Source organism: Jiangella aurantiaca (assembly GCF_004349105.1).
In the GTDB taxonomy this organism is placed as follows: Bacteria; Actinomycetota; Actinomycetes; order Jiangellales; family Jiangellaceae; genus Jiangella; species Jiangella aurantiaca.
On sequence record NZ_SMLB01000012.1, the window covers coordinates 65,478 to 82,065 of the forward strand.

Genomic DNA, 16,588 nt, shown 5'->3' on the forward strand with positions numbered 1-16,588 from the left:
ACCGCTTCGCCCCAGGTCGGGCGGGCACGGCGGCAGAGTTTCGCGGCTTGTAAGGATCAGGACAGCCGGTCGACCCTACGGTCGGGAGGGTGAACGCCACCCAGGTGCTCGTCGTCGCGAAGGAGCCGGTCCCCGGCCGGGTGAAGACCCGCCTCTGCCCGCCGCTGGACCCCGTCGAGGCTGCGCGCGTCGCCGAGGCGGCCCTCGCCGACACGCTCGACGCCGTCGCCCGGTGTGGCGCCGACCGGCGCATCCTCGCCCTCGACGGCCGGCCCGGGCCGTGGCTGCCGCCCGGCTTCGAGGTCGTCCGGCAGGTGCGCGGGCCACTCGGCGCCCGGCTGGCGGCGGCCTGGCGGTACGCCGGCGGCCCGGGCGTCCAGCTGGGCATGGACACCCCGCAGGTGACGCCCTTCCTGCTCGACGACGCGCTCCGCCTGATCGTCGAGGGGGGCCCGCGGACGGCGGTGCTCGGGCCGGCCGAGGACGGCGGCTGGTGGGCCCTCGGCCTGTGGCGGTGGCGGCGCGGTGTCTTCGACGGCGTGCCCATGAGCACGCCGCACACGGGCGCCCGTCAGGCCGAGCGGCTGCGGTCGCTGGGCCTGACGGTGACGCCGCTGCCGGTGCTGCGCGACATCGACACGGCGGCCGACGCGGTCGCGGTGGCGGACGCGGTCCCGGACTCCCGGACCGCCGGCGTCGTGCGCGCGCTGCTCGCCGGGGCGGAGCCGCGGTGACGCTGCCGCGAGTGCCGGAGCGGCTGCGCGCCGTGGGGACGGCCCGCGACGAGGCGCTGCGGCGGCCGGTGCACGATGCGCGCACCGCCGCGATCCTGGGCATCGCGCTCGGCGCCTGCTTCCTGATCTGCTTCCTGACCGGCCTCTACTCCCACCTGCAGCAGCACCCGGTGGACTGGCTGCCGATCCCGCCGCGGCCCGCGTCGCTGTACCGGGTGACGCAGGGCCTGCACGTGGCGACCGGCTTCGCCACCGTTCCGCTGCTGCTGGCGAAGCTGTGGTCGGTGTACCCGCGGCTGTTCCACTGGCCGCCCGTGACGAGCGCCGCGCACGCCGCCGAGCGGCTCATGCTGGTCCCGCTGGTCTGCGGTGCGGTGTTCCAGCTGTTCTCCGGCGTGGCCAACGTGTCGCGCTGGTACCCGTGGACGTTCTTCTTCCCCGCCGCGCACTACTGGGTCGCGTGGATCACCATCGGCGCGCTGGTCGCGCACATCGGTGCGAAGGCGGCGGTCGCCCGCGCGGCACTGGCCCGGCCCGGCCACCCGGTCGCGGCGGCCGCCCCGGGCGCGCTGGGGCGGCGCGGCTTCCTGGGCGCGGTGGCCGTCGCCATGGGCGTGGTCACCGTCACCACCGCGGGCCAGACGCTGCCGGCGTTGCGCCCCCTGACGCTGTTCGCGCAGCGCCGCCCGGACATCGGCCCGCAGGGCGTGCCGGTCAACCGCAGCGCCGTCCAGGCCGGCGTCGTCGACGCCGCGGCCGACCCGGCGTACCGGCTGCGGGTCACCGGCGCCGTGGCGCGGCCGGTCGAGCTCACCGCGGGCGACCTCGACCGGCTGGCGCGCCGCGAGGCCGAGCTGCCGATCGCCTGCGTCGAGGGCTGGAGCGTGTCGGCCCGGTGGCGCGGCGTCCCGGTCGCCGAGCTGCTGGCGGCGGCCGGCGTCGACCCGCACGACGACGTCACCGTGCGGGTGGAGTCGCTGCAGGCCGGCGGCCGGTACCGGACATCGGAGCTGAACCACCTGCAGGCCCGCGACTCCGACACCCTGCTGGCCGTCGCCCTGAACGGCGAGCGGCTCGACCTCGACCACGGGTATCCGTGCCGGCTCATCGGGCCAAACCGGGCCGGCGTGCTGCAGACGAAATGGGTGCGGGACCTGGTGGTGATCCGGGCATGACCGAGCCGGCCGCGGCGCCGCGGCGGACCCCGTCCGGGCCGTTCTTCTGGACCTGCCTGGTCGCCGGAGCCGGGATCGTCGGCTACGGCCTCGTGGGGGCGTGGGGCGACCGCGCCGACACGCACCCCGCCGACCTGGCGGTCTGGCTGGGCGGCGCCGGCGTAGCGCACGACGCCGTCGTGGCGCCCGCGGTGATCGTCGTGGCCCTCGGCACGCGGTGGCTGCCGCGGGCCGCCCGGCTGCCGGTCCGGCTCGGGCTCGCCCTGACCGCGCTGCTGACGGTGCTGTTCTGGCCGGTGGTGCGTGGCTGGGGGCGGTCGCCGTCGGTGCCCAGCGCGCTGCCGCTGGAGTACGGCCGCAACCTGCTGGTGGTGCTGGCGCTGATCTGGCTGGTGGTCGGCGCCGTCGTGACGGCGCGGTGGAGGCGGGAACGGAGGCCGGCCGGATGACCGTGGTGATGCGCGACCGGGACGGGTCCGCGCGGCCGCTGGCGGTGGCCGAATGGACCGCGCCGGCGACGGCCACCGAGCGGACACTGCTCGCATCTCTGCGCGGACCGGTCCTGGACCTCGGCTGCGGGCCGGGCCGGCTGGTGGTGGCGCTGGCCGAGCTCGGTGTTCCCGCATTGGGCGTCGACGCGTCGGCGCACGCCGTCGACCAGGCCCGCGCGCGTGGCGCCACCGCGCTGCGCCACTCGGTGTTCGACGCGCTGCCGGGGGAGGGCCGGTGGCAGAGCGTGCTGCTGCTCGACGGCAACGTCGGCATCGGCGGCGCGCCGGCGGACCTGCTGCGGCGCGTCGCCCGGCTGCTTGCCGGAGACGGGCGGGTGGTGGTCGAGACCGCACCGCCGGGCGCGGGCTCGTGGCGGGGTGAGGCGCGGCTGGAACGCGACGGCGAGATCAGCGGCTGGTTCCCGTGGGCTCGAGTGGCCGCCGACGATCTCGCCCGGGTCGCCGCCGCGGCCGGGCTGCGACTGGCCGGGTGGCACGTCGCGGCCGGACGGTGGTTCGCCCGCGTGGCCCGGGTGGTCGAATGATCGACGTCGTCCTGCCGGTGCTGGACGAGGCCGCCGCCATCCCATGGGTGCTCGGCCGGATGCCCGCCGGCTATCGCCCGATCGTGGTCGACAACGGCTCCGCCGACGGCTCGGCGGCGGTGGCGGCCGCGCACGGCGCCGTCGTCGTCGACGAGCCCAGGCGCGGGTTCGGCGCCGCCTGCTTCGCGGGCCTGTCGGCGGCGACGTCGGAGGTGGTGTGCTTCATGGACTGCGACGCCTCACTCGACCCGCACGACCTGCCGGACATCGCCGGTGCGGTCGCCGCGGGGGCGGCGGACCTGGTGCTCGGCGCCCGGCGCGGCCGCGCGATGCCGCCGCACGTCCGGGTGGCCAACCGCTACCTCGCCGGGCGGGTGGCCGCCTACACCGGCGTCCGGCTCACCGACATCGGGCCCATGCGGGCCGCCCGCCGGGACGCCCTGCTCGGCCTCGGCCTGGCCGACCGGCGGTCAGGCTGGCCCCTCGAGATGGTGCTGCGCGCCGGACGGGCCGGCTGGCGGGTCGCCGAACGGCCGGTGCCGTACCATCCGCGCACCGGGAAGAGCAAGGTCACCGGCACCGTCGGCGGGACCGTCCGCGCGGTGCTGGACATGCGGCGGCGGCTCGCCGAGACCCGTCGCCTGATCGACAAGGAGCAGCGGTGACACCAGAGATCGGGATCTTCGGCGGGTCCGGGTTCTACAGCCTCCTCGCCGACGCCGAGACGGTGGACGTGGAGACCGACTGGGGGGCGCCGTCCGCGCCGGTGACGGTGGCCGACGTCGACGGCGTCGGCGTGGCGTTCCTGCCCCGGCACGGTCAGCACCACGAGCTGCCGCCGAGCCGGGTCAACTACCGCGCCAACGTCGACGCGATGCGGCGGCTGGGTGTGCACACGCTGGTGGCGCCGTTCGCGGCCGGGTCGCTGCGCCCGGAGATCCGGCCCGGCGACTTCGTCGTCGTCGACCAGCTCGTCGACCGCACCTGGGGCCGGGCCGACACCTTCTACGACCGCTTCGACGACGGCCCGCGGCACGTCTCGCTCGCCGACCCCTACACTCTGCGGGTCCGGCGCGCCCTGCTGGACGCCGGGCGGACGGCCGGGGCGACCATGCACGACGGCGGCACGGTGGTGGTGATCAACGGCCCGCGCTTCTCCACCCGCGCCGAGTCCGCCTGGCACCGTCAGGCCGGCTGGCACGTCGTCAACATGACGCAGTATCCCGAGGCGGCACTGGCCCGCGAGGCCGGGCTGGACTTCGGTGGCATCGCCCTCGTCACGGACTACGACACCGGGCTCGACGGCGAGCCGGACGTGCCACCGGTGAGCCAGGACGAGGTCTTCGAGGTGTTCCGCACCAACATCGACCGCGTCCGCACCCTGCTGTTCGCCGCCGTCGCCGGCCTGGCGACGCGTTGACCCTCCCCGACCCGAAGATCGGAGACACGATGCGCCCGTCCACCCGGCTCGGTCCCATCGCCGCAGCCCTCCTCCTCGCCGCGTGCGGTTCCGCCGACGACGGCGGGACCGAGGCCGCGCCGGCACCGTCGAGCACCGCGGCGACGCCGTCGCCCACGCCGTCGAGTACGGCCACGACGGAGCCGCCGCCGGCGTCCACCACGCCGAGCCCCGAGGTCGCGGTCCCGGAGGAGCTGGCCTTCGTCGCGCCGACCGTGGACGGTGGCACGTTCGACGGTGCCAGCCTGGCCGGCCAGCCGGCCGTGCTGTGGTTCTGGGCGCCGTGGTGCCCGGTGTGCCAGCGGGAGGCGCCGCTCATCGCCGACCTCGCCGCCCAGTACGAGGGGCAGGTGGCGTTCGTCGGCGTGGCCGGGTTGTCAGGCGACCTCACGGCCATGGAGGCGTTCATCGCCGACGGCGGCGTCGAGGGCATCACCCACATCGACGACCGCGACGGCGCCGTCTACAGCCGGTTCGGGGTCACGCAGCAGTACGACATCGGTTTCGTGTCTGCCGACGGCACCGTCGAGGTGATCCGCGGGCCGCTCGAGGAGGACGAGATCGTGGCCGAGGTCGAGCGGCTGGTCACGGGCTGACCATGGGTGACGTGCCGATCGAGTTCGCCCTGCTGCTCGGGTCGGTGGCGGCGCTGAACCCGTGCGGTTTCGCGCTGCTGCCCACGTACCTCACCCTGCTGGTCGCGCAGGGCGGACCGCCCGGCACCGCCGCGGCGCTGCGCCGGGCCGGCGTCACGACCGCGGCGATGACGGCCGGGTTCGTCGCCGTGTTCGGCGCGTTCGGGCTGGTCGTGGTGCCGGCGGCGGTGTCCGTCGAGCGGTTCCTGCCGTGGGCGACCATTGTGATCGGGGTCGCGCTGGTCGCACTCGGCGGCTGGCTGGTCGCGGGCCGGGAGCTGGTCGTCCGGACGCCACGGCTGTCCGGCGCGGCGCCCTCGTCGTCGGCGTGGTCGATGGCCGGGTACGGCGTCGCGTACGCGGTGGCCAGCCTGTCCTGCACCGTCGCACCGTTCCTCGCGATGGCCACGGCCACCTTCACGTCGTCGGGCATCCTCGGCGGGCTGGCCGCCTTCGTCGCATACGGCGTCGGGATGGGCCTCGTGGTCGGCCTGCTCGCCGCGGCGGTCGCACTGGGCAGCGACGCCGTCGTGCGGCGGGCCCGGCGGCTGCTGCCGTACGTGTCGCGGGTCAGCGGGGTGCTGCTCCTGCTGGCCGGCGGCTACGTCGTCTACTACGGCGTCTACGAGCTGCGGGTGCGGGCCGGCGGCGACCCGGCGGATCCCGTCATCGACGCGGCACTCGAGCTCCAGGGCCGCCTCAGCGGCGTCGTCGCCGACCTCGGGCCGCGGTGGCTCGCCGCCGCTGCCGTCGTCGTCGCCGGCATCGCGCTGATCGTGGGCCTGGTGAGGATCCGGCGTCCGACAAGCCGTTGATCATGGAGAAGTCCTCCTCTCAGCGCCCGTGAGAGGGGGACTTTCCCATGATCAACCGGGGCCGGGGCGGAGGCTGTGGATAACTTTCGGCACCGTCCGCCGGTTCGGGTGATGATCGGGCGGTGCCTCACTACGGCGACGTCCCCGAGCCCTTCCGCTCGCAGCCGTTCCGTGTCATGGACGCCGCCAAGGCCGGGCTGCTGAAGCACCTGCTGGACGGGCCGCAGTTCCGGCGGCCGTTCCGTGGTGTCCGGATTCCGGCGGCGATGCCGGAGTCCTTCGAGCTGACCTGCCGGGCCGCCCGTCTCGCCGTACCTGACGGAGCGGCGTTCTCGCATGAGACCGCGGCAGCGCTGTGCCGGCTGCCGGTGCCCCGTGTCGACGGCGCCGTGCATGTCATCGTGCCGCCCGGGGTGGTCGTGCCGCAGCTCAGCGGCGTCGTCGGCCACACCGGGCTGGACCCGGACACCGTCATCGAGGTCAGCGGCCTGCCCGTGGTTCGGCCGGAGCGGACGTTCGCGCACCTCGCGGCCACCTGGCGGCTGGACGATCTCGTGACACTCGGCGACGCGATCGTGCGTCACTGGACCACGCCGGAACGCCTGCACGACGAGATCGCCGCGCTCACCCGCCGGCGCGGCATCGTCCGCGCCCGTGAAGCGCTGCGGCTGATCCGGCCGGGCGTCGATTCACCCATGGAGACGCGAGTCCGGCTGCTCATCGTCGACGCCGGTCTCCCGTGCCCGGAGGTCGGCCTGAACGTCGTCGACGAGACCGGCGCCTGGCTGGCCCGGCCCGACCTGTCCTACCCGAAGCTGCGGATCGCCATCGAGTACGACGGCGACCACCACCGCACCGATCAGCGACAATGGCGACGCGACCGGTACCGCGACGAACAGCTGCGCGACCTCGGCTGGATCGTCATCACGCTCACCGCCGACGATGTGCTCCGTTATCCCGAGCGAACCGTGCAGCGAGTCGCCCGCCACGTCCGCATGCGTCAGGCGTTCGTCATCGCTCCGCTCGGTCGTCGCGGTGCTGCTCGGCCTTGAGCTGGGCCGACAGTGCCGCCGCTTGGGTGCGGCGGTTCAGGTCGAGTTTGGCGAGCAGGTTGGAGACGTAGTTCTTGATGGTCTTCTCGGCGAGGAACATCCGCTCGCCGATCTGCCGGTTCGTCAGACCCTCGCCGATGAGGTCGAGGATGCGCCGTTCTTGGTTGGTCAAGGCGGCCAGCGGGTCGGTGCGGGTGGCGCGGTCGCGCAGCCGGGCAAGCATGCGTGCGGTGCTCTCGGGGTCGAGCAGCGACTTGCCCTCGGCCAGCGCCCGGACCGCGCCGATGAGGTCGGTGCCGTGGACCTGTTTGAGGACGTAGCCGGCGGCGCCGGCCATGACGGCGTCGAAGAGGGCGTCGTCGTCGGCGAACGAGGTGAACATGAGGCACTGCAGGCCGGGCAGGCGGGAGCGCATCTCGCGGCAGACGGTGACGCCGTCGCCGTCGGGCAGGCGGACGTCGAGGATGGCGACGTCGGCGCGGAGCGCGGGGATACGCGCCATGGCTTGTTCGGCGGTGCCGGCCTCACCGACCACCTCGATGTCGGGTTCGGTCTCGAGCAGGGCGGACACCCCGCGCCGGACCACCTCGTGGTCGTCGAGCAGGAAGACCTTGATCACACGGTCGGTGCCCATGATCACGACGGTACGCCACCCGGCGGTGCCGGCCGAGGACCAAGGTCCCCAGCCCCGGCGACGCTGGGCAGCAGCGCCGAGCTCGGCATGATGGACCTGGCCCCGCTGCCGCGTCGATGCCGGTGCTGTGGTGCCCGCCCTTCGCGCACCCTTCCCAGGTTGATTGTGGAGTAACGCCGGTACCCATCGGACATTCCGGTCAGAATTGGCGGCTCTACTCCAAGATCAACTCAGGACGGCGTAGGCGTGGCGTCACCGTCACCGTCACATGCGGCGGGCCGCGGCGCGGATCGCCGCGACCCCTTCCTCCACGCGGTCTCGGTGCGTGCGATGGCTGAGGACGCACAGGCGGATCGCGTACCTGCCCGCCACTCGGGTGCTCGACAGGAACACCCGGCGACCGGCGTTGACGCGGTCCAGCAGGCGGCGGGTGGCGTCGTCGCCGGCGGTCGAGTGGGCGACGATCACGGTGAGGTCAGGGCGTAGCGGGACGTCGAGGTGCGGGTCGGAGCGCAGCTCGTCGTACGCCCAGCGCGCCAGCTCCAGCTTCTCGTCCAGCGCGGCCCGGAACGCCTCGACGCCGTGCAGGTGCAGGGGGAGCCAGAGCCGGAGTCCGCGGGAGTCGCGCGTCAGCTCCGGCCCGAGATCGGCGAAGTCGGGCAGGCCGGGATCGCGGACGAGGTCCTGCAGGTAGTCGCCGTCCGCGCTGTGCGCGGCGCGCAGCGTCGCCTGGTCGCGGACCAGCAGGACGCCGGTGCCGTAGGGCAGGAACAGGCTCTTGTGCGGATCGAACGTAATCGAGTCCGCGAGCTCGACACCGGCCAGCAGCGACCGTCCGTACTCGGTGAGCTGGAACCCGCCGCCGTAGGCGCCGTCGACGTGCAGCCAGAGACCCTGGTCCGCCGCGAGCGCCGCGATCTCCGGCAGCGGATCGACGGTGCCGGTGCTCGTGGATCCCGCCGTGCCGACGATGAGGAACGGGTGCCACTCGCCGGCGCGGTCGCGCTCGATCGCCGCTCGGGCGGCGGCGACGTCCATCCGCAGCTCGGCGTCGACAGGTACGAGCCGCAGCTGGTCGTCGGTGAAGCCGGCGATACGGGCGGCCTTCGCGACGCAGTGATGGGTCTGTTCGGTGAGGTAGATGGCCGCCTTCGGGTCCGGCCAGCGCAACCGGGCGGTGCGCGCCGCGTGCACCGCCGTCAGCGTGGCCAGCGACGCTCCGGTCGTGATCAGGCCCCCAGCCCCGTGCGGGAGCCCGAACTGCCGGCAGAACCACCGGACGACGCTCTGCTCGAGTCCCACCAGGCCCGGGGCCGTGCTGGCGACCCCGGTATAGCGGTTCACCGTCTGGGCCAGCAGCTCGCCGAGCACGGACGAGTACAGGCCACCGGCGGGGAAGTAGGCGAGATAGCCGGGTCCCGCGGTCTCGACGGCGGCGGCGACGGAGCCGTCGACCTGGGTCAGCAGCTCCGGCAGCGGTCGGGGTCCCGCCGCCGGTGGCTCCGTCGCGGCCGCCGACGCGCCGGCCGCTCGGTCCCAGCTCGCCGGGGCGGCCGGCAGCCCGTCGATGAAGTCGTCGAGATAGTCGAGGACGCCCTTCGCCCACAGCGTCCGCGTCGCTCGGTCCGGTTCCAGCTCGGAGTGCATGCGGGCGAGCGTAGGAGCCGGCCGGTCAGCGGTCTTGAACGTTCTTGCGCCGGTACTGCCCGGGCGGCACGCCGATCATGCGGCGGAAGTGGCGGGTCAGGTGGGCCTGGTCGGCGAAGCCCACCGCTGCCGCGACCGCCGCCGGTGGGTGGCCGGCCTCGAGCAGCGCGCAGGCCCGCCGGACCCGCTGCTCGTTCAGGTACGCGTGGGGTGGCAACCCGTACCGCTCGCGGAAGGCGCGGACGAGCGCGAACCGCCCGACGCCCACCAGTCCGGCGAGTTCGTCCAGGCTCGGCGGGTCGGCCAGCCGAGCCTGCAGGACGTCGCGTGCTGTCGCGGCGTGGCGGGCGCCGGCCCGGCGGCGGGTGCGGTCGCGGCGGGCCCGGCCGTAGCGCGACCCGAGGCCTGCGAGCGTCGTCAGGAGCAGGGTGCTCGACGCCAGCGCGTCGCCCTCCTCCGCGGCGCGGTGCGCCGCGACCACCGCCTCGGCGGCGTCGTGGTCGTCGACCACGGACGGGCCGAACCACGGCGCGCCGGCGCCGGTCGCCTCGGCCAGCAGGTCCGCCGGCGGATACAGCACCCGGTACGTCCAGCCGCCGGCAGCGGCGGCGGCCCCGGTGTGCACCAGGCCGGGGTTGATCAGGACCAGCCCACCCGGCCCGACGTACTCCGTCCGGTCGCCGATGCGCAGTTTCTCCAGCCCGCGCTCCACGACGCCGATCGCGAACGTCGGGTGGCTGTGCGGCGCGAACGCATGGCGCACGAAGCGCGCCCACATGAGGTCGACGCCCGGGACGGCGGGATGCGCCCAGTACCTGGCCGTGTCGCGCACGCCCTCACCGTAGCGCGGCCGGCCGGCCGGCCGCCCCGGCGCTGCTCGAGTCGTGGCCCCTGGCGCGCCCCGCCGCCGATGAGTTCCGCGGCCGGGTGGAGTCTGGCTGTCACTGGAACCGTCCCGACCAGGAGGCACTGATGGGCGTCGTCTTCTCCAGCTTCACCATGTCGCTCGACGGGTTCGTCGCGGACCCGGACGACTCGGTGGGCGCGCTCTTCGACTGGTACTCCAACGGCGACGTCGAGGTGAAACCGGCCGGCTACCCGATCACGTTCAGGATGTCCGAGGCGAGCGCCGCCTACTGGCGGCAGAACGAGACCGAGGGCGTGTTCATCGCCGGCCGCCGGATCTTCGACCACGCCAACGGCTGGGGCGGCAAGCCGCCGAACGACTCGCCGACGTTCGTGGTGACGCACCGGCCGCCGCCGGCGAACTGGCCGCCGATTCCGGATGCGCCGTTCACCTTCGTCGACAGCGTCGAGAGCGCGCTGGAGCAGGCGCGGGCCATCGCCGGCGGCAAGGACATCGGCGTCGCGGGGCCGAACATCGCCCAGCAGTGCATCAACCTGGGCGCGCTGCAGGAGATCCGGGTCGACCTCGTGCCGATCCTGATGCGCGAGGGCGTCCGCTACCTCGACAACATCGAGAACGACCGGACCCACCTCGAGCTGCTGCAGGTCGTCGAGGGGAAGAATGTCACCCATCTGCGCTACGGGGTCACCTACGACTGATCACGTTGAGTTGACGTGTTCCGGCTCTGCCGGGCATGCACCTGGTGAAGCGTGAAGACGCCTAGTCCGACGGCGCCGGCGAGTGCGCCAACGGCCTACTACGTAGGATGGCCGCGACCGGCGGCCGGCCGGGCCGAAGGGGTGAGCAGGTGCGTCGACCAGTGACCGCGACGGCCGGCCGTTCCCTGCTCGCGGTCGCGGAGCGCTGGGCCGCCCGCCCGGCTGCCCAGCGGCGGGCCGCCAGCTCCGCGCTGATGGTCGCGGTCGCGCTGCTGTGGTGGCTGGCGCTGCCACCGCGGGACTGGTGGCCGCTGTTCCCGCTCGGCGTGGCCGGGTTCGTACTGGCGCTCGCCGGGCACCGGCTGCGCGACCGCGTCTGGCTGGCCGCGCTGTGCGGCGCGGTCCACTACGTCGTCGCGCTGCGGTGGATGACGGACTTCAGCCCGCCGGGCTACGCCGCCGTCGCGGTGCTGGAGACGCTGCTGCTGACGCTGGTCGCGGTGGTGTCGCCGGGCCGGTCGGCCGGCCGCTGGGCCGGCTGGTGGCTGGTCGCGCCGGCGGCGCTGGTGCTGCTGGAGGCCGTGCAGTACCGCTTCCCGTTCGGCGGCTTCCCGCTGCCGGCACTCGGGTTGAGCCTCGTCGGCAGCCCGTTCCTGGCGCTCGCGCCGCTGGGCGGGGCGCTGTTCGTGACGGCGCTCGCGGCGCTGACCGGCGGCGCGCTCGCGGCGCTGGTGGCCGGGCCGAACCGGACCCGGATCGTGGCTGTGGCGACCGCGGCCGTCGCGGTCGCCGTCCCGATCGCGTTGAGTGGCGCCCCCGGCACACAGGGCGCGGGCAGCCTGGACGCGGTGATCGTCCAGGGCGGCGGGCCGCGCGGGCTGCGGGCGATCTTCACCGACTCCATGGAAGCGACCGACCGGCACCTGGCCACGCTGGAGCGGGTGGAGGGCGAGCCCGACGTCGTCCTGCTGCCGGAGAACGTCGCCGACGTCGATGGCCCGATCGCCGGCACCGCGCTGGACGAGACGTTCGCCGAGCAGGCCCGGCGGCTGCGCACCACGCTCGTCGTCGGCGTCACCGAGGGTCAGGACCACGGATTCCGCAACGCCTCGGTCGTGTGGGGACCGGACGGCGACCACGCCGACCGCTACGAGAAGCGGCACCGGGTCCCGTTCGGCGAGTACATCCCGTTGCGCGGCCTGTTCGAGCTGCTCAGCGACGACACCCGCTTCGTGCCGCGCGACGCGATCGTCGGCAGCACCGACGCCGTCGTCGAGGCGGCCGGGAAGCCGCTGGCGATCGTCATCTCCTACGAGGTGTTCTTCGCCGACCGCGTCGCCGACGGCGTCCGCGACGGCGGCGAGCTGGTGCTCGCGCCCACGAACGCGTCGTCATACGTGGGGGAGGAGGTCCCGGCCATCGAGGTGGCCGCGTCGCGGCTGCGCGCCCGCGAGTTCGGCCGCACCGTCCTGCAGGCCGCGCCCACCGGCTACTCCGCGATCGTGCTCCCGGACGGGTCGGTGACGCGGCTCAGCGGGCTGGGCACCCAGGAGCTGCTGGACCGGCGGGTGCCGCTGCGGACCGGCCTGACCCCGTACGCCCGCACCGGCGACTGGCCGGTCCTGCTGCTGGTCGCGCTGCCACTGGCCGCCGCCGTCGTCGTCCATGTCACGGGGCGGCGGGCTGTCTCGTCTCGGTGAGGTGAGCGGCAACCGGACGAGGAGTGTGACGTAATGCGGGCGCGAGGGGTTCAAGGCGGAGGCGGCGTGACCAGGACCGAGGAGTTCGAGGAGTTGCGGCCGCTGTTGTTCTCCATCGCGTACCGGCTGCTGGGCAGCGTCAGTGAGGCCGAGGACGCGGTGCAGGAGACCTGGCTGCGCTATGAGACCACCCCGACCCAGCCGAGGTCGGTCAAGGCGTATCTCTCGGCGGTGGTGACCCGGATCTCCATCGACGTGCTGCGCTCGGCCCGGGTCCGGCGTGAGGAGTACGTCGGGCCGTGGCTGCCCGAACCACTGGCCACCGATCCGTATGAGGATCCGGCCCGGTCGGCGGAGCTGGCCGATTCGGTGTCGATGGCGGCGTTGCTGCTGCTGGAACGGCTCAGCCCGTTGGAGCGGGCGGTGTTCGTGCTGCGTGAGGTGTTCGGGTTCGGCTTCCCCGAGATCGCCGCGGCGGTGGGCCGGTCGGAGGCGGCCTGCCGGCAGCTCGCCGTCCGGGCCCGGCGGCACATGGATGACGGGCGGCCCCGGTTCGCCGCCGACCGCCACGAACGCGAAGAGCTCGCGGCCCGCTTCTTCGACGCGCTGCGCGACGGTGACGTCGACGGGCTGCGGGAGCTGCTCGCCGCCGACGTGCAGATGGTCGGCGACGGCGGCGGCAAGGCGCCGGCGCTGGCCAAGGGCGTGTTCGGCGCCGACAACGTGGCCCGCTTCACCGCGTCGCTCTTCCCGCTGCTGGCATCGATCGGCGCGACGGTCGAGCCGCGCACGCTGAACGGCCAGCCCGGCGCGGTCGTCCGCGACCGGGACGGCGCCCTGGTCGCCACGATGACGCTGGACGTGCTCGACGGGCGGATCCAGGCGATCCGCTCTGTCGCCAACCCCGACAAGCTCGGGCACCTGGGTCCGCTGGCCGACGCCTGGGCCGTCGTCCACGAGGTCCGGCGGGCCCGCCGCGGGTGACCGCGGGCGGGCTCACGGCCGGACCGTGCGGCGGAACCCGGTCCAGCGCAGCTCGTGCGGCAGGTGGCGCAGGTCGTTGAAGATCACCAGTGCGTCCGGCAGGCCGGTGCGGTACTCGATGACGGTGAGGCCGGTGTTGGCGCTGCCCAGGCCGAGCCACCGGGCCGGCGGTGCGTCCAGTACGTGCCGCACCAGCCCGGCGATGGGGTAGGCGTGCGTGACCAGCACCTCGTGGGTGTCGCCGTCCGGCGCGAGGGCGGCGAAACCGTCGAAGAAGCCGGCCCAGGGCGACGATCGCGGCATGGGACAGCACGCCGCCGGTCTCGGTGACGACGCTCGGCGTCGACCGCGGCGCCGAGTGACGTCAGCGCGCCGCGTGCAGCGTGTGCGCGTCCTCTCGCCCGTCCCGTCCCGGCGACCGGAGTTGATCACGGAGAAATCGGGGTTCAGGCGCCTCCCGAACCCGCGTTTCGCCATGATCAACGTGACGGTGGTGTCCGGCGTCGTCGCGCGTCGGCAGCGCCGCCGCGGCCCGGGCTACCTCGACCCACGGATCGGGTCAGCGACCGCGCGGTCAGGGCGCCGCGGCGGCCAGCCGGTACGACGGGACGAAGGCGGGGTCGGTGAGGGCGGGGCGGTCGGCGCGGAAGGCCTCGATGGGGTGGCTGGTGGTGCCGGTGGTGGCGAGAGCGGCGAGGATCTGCCCGAGCAGCGACGCGAACTTGGCGGCGTGGCCAGCCCCGATGGCGGTGACGATGCGCGGGTGGCCGGGCACGTGGTCGAGGACGAACTCGCGGTCCGGTGGCAGGTCGTAGACGCAGGTCTTGCTGACCAGCTCCGGTCCGACGGCGCCGGGCAGGTGGTCGCGCAGGAACGCCGCGACCAGTTCGGTCTGGGCCGGGTCGGGGACCTCGGTGCGGGTCTCCTGGGTGACGAAGTGGCCGCTGAGGTCGCGGGCGGCCTTGACCGCGACCTCGCCGTAGACGGGGAAGCCGTAGAAGAACGGCTCGCCGTGCCAGATCCACATCGGGAACCTATGCGGGGCGAAGTCGCGCAGGTTCGGCGTGGCGAAGTAGCTGACCTGTTCCTGGCTGAGCGTGATCGGCCAGTCGACGCCGAGGCCGGCCAGCAGCGTCGGCGTCCAGGACGCGGCGCACAGTACGACCGAGCCGGCGCTGAACCCACCTCGGCTGGTGGCGACGGTGACACCGGTGTCGGTCGAGGACAGGCCGAGCACGGTGGTGCCGGCTGCGAACTCGACGCCGCGGGCGCGGGCCAGCGCGATGTGCGCGGCGGTGGCACGGCGGACGTCGAGGATGCCGCCGTCGGGCTGGAACAGGCCGACGACGTCGTCGCCGATGCGCCATTGCGGCCACCGCGAGCCCACCTGGGCCGCGTCCAGCCGCTCCCACGTCACGCTGGTCCCGGCCAGGGGCGCCAGCGAGGCCTCGTAGGCGTCGAGCTCGCGTTCGCCGGGAGTGCCGGTGACGGCGAGGTCCAGGCCGCCGACGCGGAACACCAGCTGCAGGCCGGTCTCCTCCTCGACCTCGTCCCAGGCGGCGTAGGCGGCCGGGGTGAGCGCGGTGTAGACGGTGGAGTGGTAGGCGTGCCGGATGATCCGCGAGTGGTCCTCCGACGCGCCGTGCGTGTGCCCGAGTTCGTACTGCTCCAGCACCAGCACGTCCGTGTGGCCCGCCTTGGCCAGCCGGTACGCCGCGGCCGAACCGAGCGCACCAGCGCCGATGACGATGTGGTCGTAGACGGTCTTCACGAACGGCCCTCCAGCGGCGGGTCGGTCAGTCCCAGGTCAGTAACCGGTAGTGCAGCCCGGTCGCCGACTCCTGCCACGTCCCGACGGAGTCCGGCGCGCGCCCCACGTCCGGCGCATGCGTATCGCCCTCGAAGGACTCCCGGAGCTCGGTGACCACGATCCGGTCCGCGAACGGCAGCGCCGCCCGATACACCGACGCGCCGCCGATCACCCACACGTCCCCGGACGCCGCGGCGAGCGCCGCCGGCAGGTCGGGGAACGTCGCCACGCCCTCCTGCGGCGTGCGTGACAGCACGAGATTGGCCCGGCCCGGCAGCGGGCGGAACCGCGGCGGTAGCGACTCCCAGGTGCGGCGGCCCATGAGCACAGTCGCGCCCGCGGTCAGCGAGCGGAAGTGCCTCAGGTCCTCGGGCAGGTGCCACGGCAGCGTGCCGTGGCGGCCGATGACGCCGTTCGCCGCCTGCGCCCAGACCAGCCCGATCACACCGCCACCGGCGCCTTGATGCCCGGGTGCGGGTCGTAGCCGTCGAGCGCGATGTGCTCGTAGGTGTAGTCGAACAGGCTGTCCGCCGGCTTCAAGCTCAGCTTGGGGAACGGCCGCGCCTCGCGGGCGAGCTGCGTGTGGACCTGCTCGACGTGGTTGTCGTAGATGTGACAGTCGCCGCCGGTCCAGACGAAGTCACCGACGCCGAGGCCGACCTGCTCCGCGATCATGTGCGTCAGCAGGGCGTAGCTGGCGATGTTGAACGGCACGCCGAGGAACAGGTCCGCGCTGCGCTGGTACAGCTGGCAGGACAGTTCGCCGTCGGCGACGTAGAACTGGAAGAACGCGTGGCAAGGCGGCAGCGCCATCCGCGGGATGTCGGCGACGTTCCACGCGGACACGATGATCCGCCGGGAGTCGGGGTTCTCGCGCAGCGTGCGCAGCACCTCGCTGATCTGGTCGATGTGCCCGCCGTCCGGGGTCGGCCACGACCGCCACTGCACGCCGTAGACCGGGCCGAGATCACCGTCCGGCGCGGCCCACTCGTCCCAGATCGTGACGCCGTTCTCCCGCAGCCAGTTGACGTTCGAGTCGCCGCGCAGGAACCACAGCAGCTCATAGGCGATCGAGCGGAAGTGGACCTTCTTGGTCGTGATCAGCGGGAAGCCGTCGGAGAGCGGATAGCGCAGCTGGTGACCGAAGATGGACCGCGTGCCCGTGCCGGTGCGGTCCTGTTTGCGGGCGCCGTTGTCCAGCACGTGGCGGAGCAGGTCCTCGTACTGCGTGTCGGGCATATCTGCGAGCTTAGACGAGTCTTTCCCACACGCCGCGGCGAACCGCGGACGCACCGGCGCTCGGACGGGGCGGGGCCGCCACCCGGCGAGCGGATGGCGGCC

18 protein-coding genes and 1 pseudogene are annotated in these 16,588 nt (G+C 73.9%); 12 read left to right on the forward strand and 7 right to left on the reverse strand.

All coding sequences use genetic code 11. The features are described 5' to 3' along the window. Positions 1 to 89: 89 nt before the first annotated feature. The 9 genes from E1262_RS11370 to E1262_RS11410 all read left to right on the forward strand — a co-directional run bounded on the left by E1262_RS11370 (position 90) and on the right by E1262_RS11410 (position 6,906). The gene (locus E1262_RS11370; RefSeq protein WP_132103247.1) at positions 90 to 734 is read left to right on the forward strand and encodes a TIGR04282 family arsenosugar biosynthesis glycosyltransferase; all 645 of its coding nucleotides are present in this window, start codon (positions 90 to 92) and stop codon (positions 732 to 734) included. Next, entirely contained in the window at positions 731 to 1,909 is a 1,179-nt protein-coding gene (locus E1262_RS11375) for a molybdopterin-dependent oxidoreductase (RefSeq protein ID WP_203453775.1), read from the forward strand. The genes E1262_RS11370 and E1262_RS11375 overlap by 4 nt, the downstream gene beginning before the upstream one ends. Beyond that, positions 1,906 to 2,358, forward strand: coding sequence for a hypothetical protein (locus E1262_RS11380; RefSeq protein WP_132103248.1), 453 nt, complete (start codon positions 1,906 to 1,908; stop codon positions 2,356 to 2,358). Before E1262_RS11375 ends, E1262_RS11380 begins: the two co-directional genes overlap by 4 nt. Next, positions 2,355 to 2,945: a methyltransferase domain-containing protein gene (locus E1262_RS11385; RefSeq protein ID WP_132103249.1), complete on the forward strand. Its 591-nt coding sequence runs from the start codon at positions 2,355 to 2,357 to the stop codon at positions 2,943 to 2,945. Before E1262_RS11380 ends, E1262_RS11385 begins: the two co-directional genes overlap by 4 nt. Then, positions 2,942 to 3,610 carry a glycosyltransferase family 2 protein gene (locus E1262_RS11390; RefSeq protein WP_132103250.1) on the forward strand — a complete coding sequence of 223 codons (669 nt, stop codon included), beginning with the start codon at positions 2,942 to 2,944 and terminating at the stop codon, positions 3,608 to 3,610. Before E1262_RS11385 ends, E1262_RS11390 begins: the two co-directional genes overlap by 4 nt. Further along, positions 3,607 to 4,365 carry an S-methyl-5'-thioadenosine phosphorylase gene (locus E1262_RS11395; protein ID WP_132103251.1) on the forward strand — a complete coding sequence of 253 codons (759 nt, stop codon included), beginning with the start codon at positions 3,607 to 3,609 and terminating at the stop codon, positions 4,363 to 4,365. The genes E1262_RS11390 and E1262_RS11395 overlap by 4 nt, the downstream gene beginning before the upstream one ends. A 29-nt stretch (positions 4,366 to 4,394) precedes the next feature. Further along, positions 4,395 to 5,000 (forward strand): redoxin domain-containing protein, encoded by a 606-nt coding sequence (locus E1262_RS11400; protein WP_132103252.1) that lies wholly within the window; start codon positions 4,395 to 4,397, stop codon positions 4,998 to 5,000. Positions 5,001 to 5,002: 2 nt separating this feature from the next. Next, the gene (locus tag E1262_RS11405) at positions 5,003 to 5,854 is read left to right on the forward strand and encodes a cytochrome c biogenesis CcdA family protein (RefSeq protein WP_132103253.1); all 852 of its coding nucleotides are present in this window, start codon (positions 5,003 to 5,005) and stop codon (positions 5,852 to 5,854) included. Positions 5,855 to 5,976: 122 nt separating this feature from the next. Next, on the forward strand, positions 5,977 to 6,906 hold the full coding sequence (locus E1262_RS11410; protein ID WP_132103254.1) for an endonuclease domain-containing protein: 930 nt from the start codon (positions 5,977 to 5,979) through the stop codon (positions 6,904 to 6,906). Here E1262_RS11410 and E1262_RS11415 read toward each other — a convergent pair. The 3 genes from E1262_RS11415 to E1262_RS11425 all read right to left on the reverse strand — a co-directional run bounded on the left by E1262_RS11415 (position 6,866) and on the right by E1262_RS11425 (position 10,019). Continuing rightward, positions 6,866 to 7,540: a response regulator gene (locus E1262_RS11415; RefSeq protein ID WP_132103255.1), complete on the reverse strand. Its 675-nt coding sequence runs from the start codon at positions 7,538 to 7,540 to the stop codon at positions 6,866 to 6,868. The genes E1262_RS11410 and E1262_RS11415 overlap by 41 nt on opposite strands. Before the next feature lie 264 nt (positions 7,541 to 7,804). Beyond that, positions 7,805 to 9,187, reverse strand: coding sequence for a pyridoxal phosphate-dependent decarboxylase family protein (locus E1262_RS11420; RefSeq protein WP_132103256.1), 1,383 nt, complete (start codon positions 9,185 to 9,187; stop codon positions 7,805 to 7,807). 25 nt (positions 9,188 to 9,212) lie between these two features. Beyond that, entirely contained in the window at positions 9,213 to 10,019 is an 807-nt protein-coding gene (locus tag E1262_RS11425; RefSeq protein WP_203453777.1) for an AraC family transcriptional regulator, read from the reverse strand. Positions 10,020 to 10,159: 140 nt separating this feature from the next. Between E1262_RS11425 and E1262_RS11430 the strand changes: the two genes are divergently transcribed. The 3 genes from E1262_RS11430 to E1262_RS11440 all read left to right on the forward strand — a co-directional run bounded on the left by E1262_RS11430 (position 10,160) and on the right by E1262_RS11440 (position 13,437). Next, the gene (locus E1262_RS11430; RefSeq protein WP_132103257.1) at positions 10,160 to 10,753 is read left to right on the forward strand and encodes a dihydrofolate reductase family protein; all 594 of its coding nucleotides are present in this window, start codon (positions 10,160 to 10,162) and stop codon (positions 10,751 to 10,753) included. A gap of 149 nt (positions 10,754 to 10,902) precedes the next feature. Then, a complete protein-coding gene (gene lnt / locus E1262_RS11435; protein ID WP_203453778.1) occupies positions 10,903 to 12,453 on the forward strand; it encodes an apolipoprotein N-acyltransferase in 1,551 nt (516 codons plus the stop codon). 66 nt (positions 12,454 to 12,519) lie between these two features. Continuing rightward, the gene (locus E1262_RS11440; RefSeq protein ID WP_132103258.1) at positions 12,520 to 13,437 is read left to right on the forward strand and encodes an RNA polymerase sigma-70 factor; all 918 of its coding nucleotides are present in this window, start codon (positions 12,520 to 12,522) and stop codon (positions 13,435 to 13,437) included. A 12-nt stretch (positions 13,438 to 13,449) separates the two neighbouring features. Here the strand turns inward: E1262_RS11440 and E1262_RS30865 are convergent. From E1262_RS30865 to E1262_RS11460, 4 genes and pseudogenes are all read right to left on the reverse strand, one after another. Next, positions 13,450 to 13,722 (reverse strand): annotated as a pseudogene (locus E1262_RS30865) (histidine phosphatase family protein); the annotation flags it as partial. 289 nt (positions 13,723 to 14,011) lie between these two features. Beyond that, positions 14,012 to 15,208, reverse strand: coding sequence for an N-methyl-L-tryptophan oxidase (solA, locus tag E1262_RS11450; RefSeq protein ID WP_132103260.1), 1,197 nt, complete (start codon positions 15,206 to 15,208; stop codon positions 14,012 to 14,014). A 25-nt stretch (positions 15,209 to 15,233) separates the two neighbouring features. Continuing rightward, a complete protein-coding gene (locus E1262_RS11455; protein ID WP_132103261.1) occupies positions 15,234 to 15,692 on the reverse strand; it encodes a dihydrofolate reductase in 459 nt (152 codons plus the stop codon). Beyond that, on the reverse strand, positions 15,689 to 16,486 hold the full coding sequence (locus E1262_RS11460) for a thymidylate synthase (protein WP_132103262.1): 798 nt from the start codon (positions 16,484 to 16,486) through the stop codon (positions 15,689 to 15,691). The genes E1262_RS11455 and E1262_RS11460 overlap by 4 nt, the downstream gene beginning before the upstream one ends. Between the last annotated feature and the right edge of the window lie 102 nt (positions 16,487 to 16,588).

Bases quoted from the DNA above. Each gene is read 5' to 3' on its own strand.
- E1262_RS11380 (WP_132103248.1), top strand. From the start codon at position 1,906: ATGACCGAGCCGGCCGCGGCGCCGCGGCGGACCCCGTCCGGGCCGTTC.
- E1262_RS11385 (WP_132103249.1), top strand. From the start codon at position 2,355: ATGACCGTGGTGATGCGCGACCGGGACGGGTCCGCGCGGCCGCTGGCG.
- E1262_RS11390 (WP_132103250.1), top strand. From the start codon at position 2,942: ATGATCGACGTCGTCCTGCCGGTGCTGGACGAGGCCGCCGCCATCCCA.
- E1262_RS11400 (WP_132103252.1), top strand. From the start codon at position 4,395: ATGCGCCCGTCCACCCGGCTCGGTCCCATCGCCGCAGCCCTCCTCCTC.
- E1262_RS11405 (WP_132103253.1), top strand. From the start codon at position 5,003: ATGGGTGACGTGCCGATCGAGTTCGCCCTGCTGCTCGGGTCGGTGGCG.
- E1262_RS11415 (WP_132103255.1), bottom strand. From the start codon at position 7,540: ATGGGCACCGACCGTGTGATCAAGGTCTTCCTGCTCGACGACCACGAG.
- E1262_RS11420 (WP_132103256.1), bottom strand. From the start codon at position 9,187: ATGCACTCCGAGCTGGAACCGGACCGAGCGACGCGGACGCTGTGGGCG.
- E1262_RS11430 (WP_132103257.1), top strand. From the start codon at position 10,160: ATGGGCGTCGTCTTCTCCAGCTTCACCATGTCGCTCGACGGGTTCGTC.
- E1262_RS11460 (WP_132103262.1), bottom strand. From the start codon at position 16,486: ATGCCCGACACGCAGTACGAGGACCTGCTCCGCCACGTGCTGGACAAC.